General features: G+C 43.8%; 9 protein-coding genes. 1 reads left to right on the top strand and 8 read right to left on the bottom strand.

Annotation, left to right across the window (positions count from 1 at the left end; genetic code table 11):
* The first annotated feature begins 317 nt into the window (after nt 1-317).
* Complete coding sequence (locus D9603_RS14485) at nt 318-917, top strand: hypothetical protein (RefSeq protein ID WP_125250658.1); 600 nt, start codon at nt 318-320, stop codon at nt 915-917.
* Between the two features lie 217 nt (nt 918-1,134).
* On the opposite strand, the gene rplQ is transcribed toward D9603_RS14485, so the two are convergent.
* The 8 genes from rplQ to rplO form a co-directional block, all read right to left on the bottom strand.
* On the bottom strand, nt 1,135-1,533 hold the full coding sequence (gene rplQ, locus D9603_RS14480) for a 50S ribosomal protein L17 (RefSeq protein WP_039493510.1): 399 nt from the start codon (nt 1,531-1,533) through the stop codon (nt 1,135-1,137).
* A 39-nt stretch (nt 1,534-1,572) separates the two neighbouring features.
* On the bottom strand, nt 1,573-2,559 hold the full coding sequence (rpoA, locus tag D9603_RS14475; RefSeq protein WP_010378288.1) for a DNA-directed RNA polymerase subunit alpha: 987 nt from the start codon (nt 2,557-2,559) through the stop codon (nt 1,573-1,575).
* A 24-nt stretch (nt 2,560-2,583) separates the two neighbouring features.
* Entirely contained in the window at nt 2,584-3,204 is a 621-nt protein-coding gene (gene rpsD, locus D9603_RS14470) for a 30S ribosomal protein S4 (RefSeq protein ID WP_017218390.1), read from the bottom strand.
* A gap of 21 nt (nt 3,205-3,225) precedes the next feature.
* Nucleotides 3,226-3,612 (bottom strand): 30S ribosomal protein S11, encoded by a 387-nt coding sequence (gene rpsK / locus D9603_RS14465; RefSeq protein WP_099643703.1) that lies wholly within the window; start codon nt 3,610-3,612, stop codon nt 3,226-3,228.
* Between the two features lie 13 nt (nt 3,613-3,625).
* On the bottom strand, nt 3,626-3,982 hold the full coding sequence (rpsM, locus tag D9603_RS14460; protein ID WP_010378282.1) for a 30S ribosomal protein S13: 357 nt from the start codon (nt 3,980-3,982) through the stop codon (nt 3,626-3,628).
* 131 nt (nt 3,983-4,113) lie between these two features.
* The gene (rpmJ, locus tag D9603_RS14455) at nt 4,114-4,227 is read right to left on the bottom strand and encodes a 50S ribosomal protein L36 (RefSeq protein WP_002959476.1); all 114 of its coding nucleotides are present in this window, start codon (nt 4,225-4,227) and stop codon (nt 4,114-4,116) included.
* A 22-nt stretch (nt 4,228-4,249) separates the two neighbouring features.
* Nucleotides 4,250-5,578 carry a preprotein translocase subunit SecY gene (gene secY, locus D9603_RS14450; RefSeq protein ID WP_010606805.1) on the bottom strand — a complete coding sequence of 443 codons (1,329 nt, stop codon included), beginning with the start codon at nt 5,576-5,578 and terminating at the stop codon, nt 4,250-4,252.
* Between the two features lie 11 nt (nt 5,579-5,589).
* Nucleotides 5,590-6,024: a 50S ribosomal protein L15 gene (rplO, locus tag D9603_RS14445; protein WP_099643704.1), complete on the bottom strand. Its 435-nt coding sequence runs from the start codon at nt 6,022-6,024 to the stop codon at nt 5,590-5,592.
* Nucleotides 6,025-6,027: the final 3 nt, after the last annotated feature.

The following is a 6,027-nucleotide window of genomic DNA, read 5'->3' as shown; positions in this document are numbered from 1 at the left end:
AAAAAACACGTTGTTCGAGCAAAAATAAAGCGAAACGCTTATTTTTGATACTTCAGCATGCTATATCGCCCATTTTTTATTCTACTTTTATTTCTATTTGGGTGTTCTAGCCGTTATAAATTCACACAGTTCGCTAGGATATTGAAAATACACCATCTAAAAACTCACTTGAGCTCTAGCATTAAGAATGAGCGTACAAAAGATAAGCAAACAGACTTATATTCAATCAATCAATTGAAATATATGGCTTTTTCACTGTACATAAATGAAAAATTGGTGATCATGCACGGAAATTTGACCACAAAACAGGTATAAACATGCAAAAACTATCTATAGCTTTATTTACTTTGTTATCTAGCACTACCGTACTTGCCGACGACACTAGTCCTTTTTCTTTTTCAGCAACAGCTGGAGTAAGCTTAGGTGGTGATACTATAGGCACCTTAGTGTACGAAGATAATAGTGATGACACTGTTAAAGCTGGCGATGGCATATTCATTGGTGGTGGCATTCATTATCAAGCGAATAAAGATTTTGATATTAAGCTAAACGCACTTTATCACTTCGATGCAGCTGAAGCGAAAAACGGTGATTTAACTTTTAGCCGGTGGGCGTTTGAAGCCATCCCATATTACAACCTAAATGACAATGTGAAGCTAGGTGCAGGGATCGGTTTTGATACCTCTGTTGAATTGGACAGTGATTTTACTCTTGATGCTAAATTCAATAACACCACGAAGCTCATTTTTTCCGGTTTATATGCTTTTAACTATTCGCAAATTAGTCTCGAGTTGAGATACGAAGTCGCGGAATATGAAGTAAGCTCTGTAGGTAACCTCTCAATTCCAAGTAATATCGCAAATACTCATCAACTCGACGGCAATCGATTTGCAGCACTAGTTCATTGGAACTTTTAATGCTCAATTTACTTGATCAAGCGATATATTTTAGGACAAGAGGATCTTATCAATAATTTAGCACGCCCTATTATCGCTAAGATATCTATGTACATATAGGCGAGGTAGGCACCTTGCTTTTTGGCTGCTTTACATAACCTGAGCTTGCGAAAATAAGCTTCTTAAAAAGAAAAAAGCCGAGCGATGCTCGGCTTTTTTATGTCTTTAATAAGACTAATTACTCTGCAGACTGTGCGTCTTCTTGAACTTCTTCAGTCGCTGGGCGATCTAGTAGTTCAATGTAAGCCATTGGCGCGTTGTCACCAGTACGGAAGCCACACTTAAGAATACGAGTGTAACCACCTGGACGATCCGCGAAACGAGGACCAATCTCAGTGAACAATTTACCAACTACTTCTTTATCACGCGTGCGAGCAAACGCTAAACGACGGTTTGCTACGCTGTCAGTCTTAGCCAGTGTGATTAAAGGTTCAATTACACGGCGCAGCTCTTTTGCTTTAGGCAAAGTAGTTTTGATGATTTCGTGCTTCACCAAAGAACCAGCCATGTTGCTAAACATCGCTTTGCGATGGCTGCTGTTACGGTTTAATTGACGACCACTCTTACGATGGCGCATGACCCTATCCTTCTAACTAAACTAATATAGTAACTTAGATTACTCAGCCAGACTTGCAGGTGGCCAGTTTTCTAGGCGCATACCTAGAGATAGACCACGTGAAGCTAGCACGTCTTTAATTTCAGTTAGAGACTTCTTACCAAGATTTGGTGTTTTCAGAAGCTCAACTTCAGTACGCTGTACTAAGTCACCGATATATTGAATTTGCTCGGCTTTCAGACAGTTTGCAGAACGTACAGTTAGCTCTAAGTCATCAACAGGACGAAGTAGAATCGGATCAAACTCCGGCTTCTCTTCTTTTTCTTCTGGCTCAGAAACATCACGTAAATCTACGAATGCATCTAATTGCTCAGCAAGGATAGTTGACGCACGGCGGATCGCTTCTTCAGGATCTAAAGTGCCGTTCGTTTCCATATCGATGATTAGTTTATCTAAGTCTGTACGCTGCTCAACACGAGCTGACTCAACCGAGTACGCAATACGCTCAACCGGGCTGAATGATGCATCTAGCAACAAACGGCCGATTGGGCGCTCATCGTCATCAGAGGATAAACGACTAGACGCCGGTACATAACCGCGACCACGCTCAACACGGATGCGCATGCTGATTTCGCTATTGTCAGCAGTTAAGTGACAAATAACATGCTCAGGGTTGGCGATAGTCACATCTCCGTCGTGCTGGATATCAGCCGCAGTCACAGGGCCTACACCAGACTTAGTCAGGGTAAGGAAAACTTCATCTTTACCTTCTAGAGATACCGCTAGACCTTTAAGGTTTAACAGAATTTCAATGATGTCTTCTTGTACGCCTTCTTTCGCGCTGTACTCGTGCAATACGCCGTCAATTTCAACTTCTGTCACAGCACAACCAGGCATAGATGAAAGAAGTATACGACGTAGAGCGTTACCTAGTGTGTGGCCGAAACCACGCTCTAGAGGCTCTAAAACTACTTTAGAACGCGTTGAGCTTACAGCGTCGATATCGACTAATCTTGGTTTTAGGAATTCGGTTACAGAACCCTGCATTTTATCCTCTCTTAACTCTTAACTTTACTTCGAGTAAAGTTCGACGATTAGTTGTTCGTTAATGTCCGCAGACAGATCAGAACGCTCTGGTAGGCGCTTGAAAGTACCTTCCATTTTCTTACCGTCAACTTCAATCCAAGTTGGCTTTTCACGTTGCTCAGCCAACTCTAGAGCAGCGATGATACGCGCTTGCTTTTTAGACTTCTCACGAATTACTACTACATCTTCAGGAGTAACTACGAAAGAAGGGATATTAACAACACGACCATTAACCATAATCGCTTTGTGGCTTACTAGCTGACGTGCTTCAGCACGTGTGCTTGCAAAACCCATGCGATATACAACATTGTCTAGACGTTGCTCTAGAAGCTGTAACAAGTTTTCACCTGTGTTACCTTTAAGGCGAGCAGCTTCTTTGTAGTAGTTACGGAATTGCTTTTCTAGTACACCGTAGATACGACGAACTTTTTGCTTTTCACGTAGCTGTAAACCGTAATCAGATAGACGACCTTTACGTGCGCCGTGCTGACCAGGTGCTGTTTCTAGTTTACACTTAGAGTCAATTGCTCTTACGCCGCTTTTAAGGAACAGGTCAGTACCTTCACGACGACTTAGCTTGAGCTTAGGGCCCAAATATCTTGCCATGTTCTTTCTCCTAACCTATTGTTATACGCGACGTTTCTTCGGTGGACGACAACCATTGTGTGGAATTGGCGTCACGTCAGTGATGTTAGTGATACGGAAACCAGCAGCATTCAATGCACGAACAGCAGACTCACGGCCTGGACCTGGACCTTTAATGAATACTTCTAGGTTCTTAAGACCGTACTCTTGTGCAGCAACACCTGCACGCTCCGCAGCAACCTGTGCAGCGAATGGAGTAGACTTACGAGAACCACGGAAACCTGAACCACCCGCAGTCGCCCAAGAAAGAGCATTACCTTGACGGTCAGTGATGGTCACAATAGTGTTGTTGAAAGACGCATGAACGTGAGCCATGCCGTCAACAACTTGCTTTTTGACCTTTTTACGACGAATTGGTGCTTTTGCCATAACTTACCCCACCTTATTTCTTGATAGGCTTGCGAGGACCCTTACGAGTACGCGCGTTAGTCTTAGTACGCTGACCACGTAGTGGTAGCGAACGACGGTGACGTAAGCCACGGAAACAACCAAGATCCATAAGACGCTTGATGTTTAGTGTAACTTCACGACGAAGATCACCTTCAACAGTGTACTTGCCAACTTCTTCACGAAGGATGTCAAGAGTTTCGTCATTTAACTCGCCGATTTTAGTAGTTTCAGCGATACCTGTCGCAGCTAAGATCGCCTTAGCGCGAGTTTTACCTACACCATAGATGCTTGTTAAACCGATAACAGCATGCTTATGATCAGGAACGTTAATGCCTGCGATACGGGCCACTAACATATCTCCTATAAATAAACTTGATTATCATCTTGCTGGAAAGCCCGTATAGGATACCCAACCGACATTCAAGTTTTACCAAAGAAACAGGCTAAGTAGAGCTACTCAGCCTGCACGACTTAATTTGCTTAGCCTTGCCTTTGCTTGTGCTTTGGCTCACTGCAGATCACACGTACAACACCTGCACGCTTGATTACTTTGCAGTTACGGCAAATTTTCTTAACGGAAGCACGTACTTTCATTACTCAACTCCGTAAACTGACCTTAACGGCCGTAGCCTTTAAGGTTCGCTTTTTTCAGCACAGAATCATATTGATGAGACATCATATGAGTCTGTACTTGTGCCATAAAGTCCATGATGACAACAACGATAATCAAAATTGATGTACCGCCGAAGTAGAATGGCGTTTGCCATGCCATAGTCATAAACTCGGGCACCAGACAGATAAAGGTTATATACAAAGCACCTGCCAATGTCAGGCGTGTCATCACTTTATCAATGTATTTAGACGTCTGCTCACCTGGACGAATGCCTGGAATAAAAGCGCCAGATTTTTTCAGGTTATCTGCTGTCTCACGCGGGTTAAATACCAACGCAGTGTAGAAGAAGCAGAAGAAGATAATAGCCGCAGCTAATACCATCGCATACAGTGGTTGACCTGGAGTCAATACTGCTGAGATAGCTTGTAGCACATCAGCGACCGGACCTTCACCTTGGCCGAACCAGCTTGCTATTGTACCAGGGAACAAAATGATACTGCTAGCAAAGATTGGTGGAATAACACCCGCCATGTTAACTTTTAGTGGTAAATGCGTGCTTTGAGCAGCGAATACCTGACGACCTTGTTGGCGCTTCGCGTAGTTTACAACGATACGACGTTGTCCACGCTCAAAGAACACAACTAGGTAAGTTACAGCGAATACGATTACCGCAATCAATAACAATGCTAAAATATGCAGATCACCTTGGCGCGCCATTTCTGCTGTCGAACCAATTGCAGACGGCAGGTTAGCTACAATACCAACAAATATTAGAACAGAGATACCGTTACCGATACCACGTTCAGTGATTTGTTCGCCCAACCACATTAGGAACATTGTTCCTGTGACTAAGCTCACTACAGCTGTGAAGTAAAAGCCGAAGCCTGGATTCACAACTAAGCCTTCCATCATATTAGGTAGACCAGTAGCGATACCTATCGATTGGAATGTAGCAAGCACAAGCGTACCATAACGCGTATACTGGCTGATTTTCTTACGCCCTTGCTCACCTTCTTTCTTAAGCTCTATCATCGCAGGATGTATATGCGTTAATAGCTGCATAATAATCGAAGCCGAGATGTACGGCATAATACCTAGCGCCAATACCGATGCACGCTCAAGCGCACCACCGCTGAACATGTTGAACATTTCAACAATGGTGCCCTTTTGTTGCTCGAAGAATTCGGCAAGTACAGCGGCGTCAATCCCAGGGATCGGCACAAAAGAGCCCAGACGGTAAATAATGATAGCACCTAAAACGAATAGTAATCGGCGCTTCAGTTCCGCAAGCCCACTTTGTGCACTTTGCATATCTTGACCTGGTTTAGCCATAGCGTACTTCCTTAGTCTTCTACCTTGCCTCCGGCAGCTTCGATAGCTTCGCGTGCACCTTTAGACACTTTAATGCCTTTAACGGTAACAGCGCGTGAAACTTCGCCAGATTTTACAACTTTTACGAACTGGATGTTCTTTTTAACGATACCAGCTGCCTGTAGCGCGTTTAGATCTACCACATCGCCTTCAACTTTAGCGATTTCGAATAGATTCACTTCTTTAGACACAAGAGACTTGCGTGAAGTGAAACCAAACTTTGGTAGACGACGTTGCATAGGCATTTGACCGCCTTCAAAACCAACGCGTACTTTACCGCCAGAGCGTGACTTTTGACCTTTGTGACCACGACCACCAGTCTTACCAAGACCAGAACCGATACCACGGCCGACACGCTTACCAGCAGTTTTTGAACCTGCAGCAGGTGAAAGTGTATTCAAGTTCATCGA

Source organism: Pseudoalteromonas sp. PS5 (assembly GCF_004103255.1).
Taxonomy (GTDB): Bacteria; Pseudomonadota; Gammaproteobacteria; order Enterobacterales; family Alteromonadaceae; genus Pseudoalteromonas; species Pseudoalteromonas peptidolytica.
This window is presented reverse-complemented; position numbering and strand designations above follow the sequence as displayed.

What these genes read in the sequence shown, in the direction of transcription:
- rpmJ (WP_002959476.1), bottom strand. Translation starts at nt 4,227, where the DNA reads ATGAAAGTACGTGCTTCCGTTAAGAAAATTTGCCGTAACTGCAAAGTA.
- D9603_RS14485 (WP_125250658.1), top strand. Translation starts at nt 318, where the DNA reads ATGCAAAAACTATCTATAGCTTTATTTACTTTGTTATCTAGCACTACC.
- rpsD (WP_017218390.1), bottom strand. Translation starts at nt 3,204, where the DNA reads ATGGCAAGATATTTGGGCCCTAAGCTCAAGCTAAGTCGTCGTGAAGGT.
- rpoA (WP_010378288.1), bottom strand. Translation starts at nt 2,559, where the DNA reads ATGCAGGGTTCTGTAACCGAATTCCTAAAACCAAGATTAGTCGATATC.
- rpsK (WP_099643703.1), bottom strand. Translation starts at nt 3,612, where the DNA reads ATGGCAAAAGCACCAATTCGTCGTAAAAAGGTCAAAAAGCAAGTTGTT.
- secY (WP_010606805.1), bottom strand. Translation starts at nt 5,578, where the DNA reads ATGGCTAAACCAGGTCAAGATATGCAAAGTGCACAAAGTGGGCTTGCG.
- rplQ (WP_039493510.1), bottom strand. Translation starts at nt 1,533, where the DNA reads ATGCGCCATCGTAAGAGTGGTCGTCAATTAAACCGTAACAGCAGCCAT.
- rplO (WP_099643704.1), bottom strand. Translation starts at nt 6,024, where the DNA reads ATGAACTTGAATACACTTTCACCTGCTGCAGGTTCAAAAACTGCTGGT.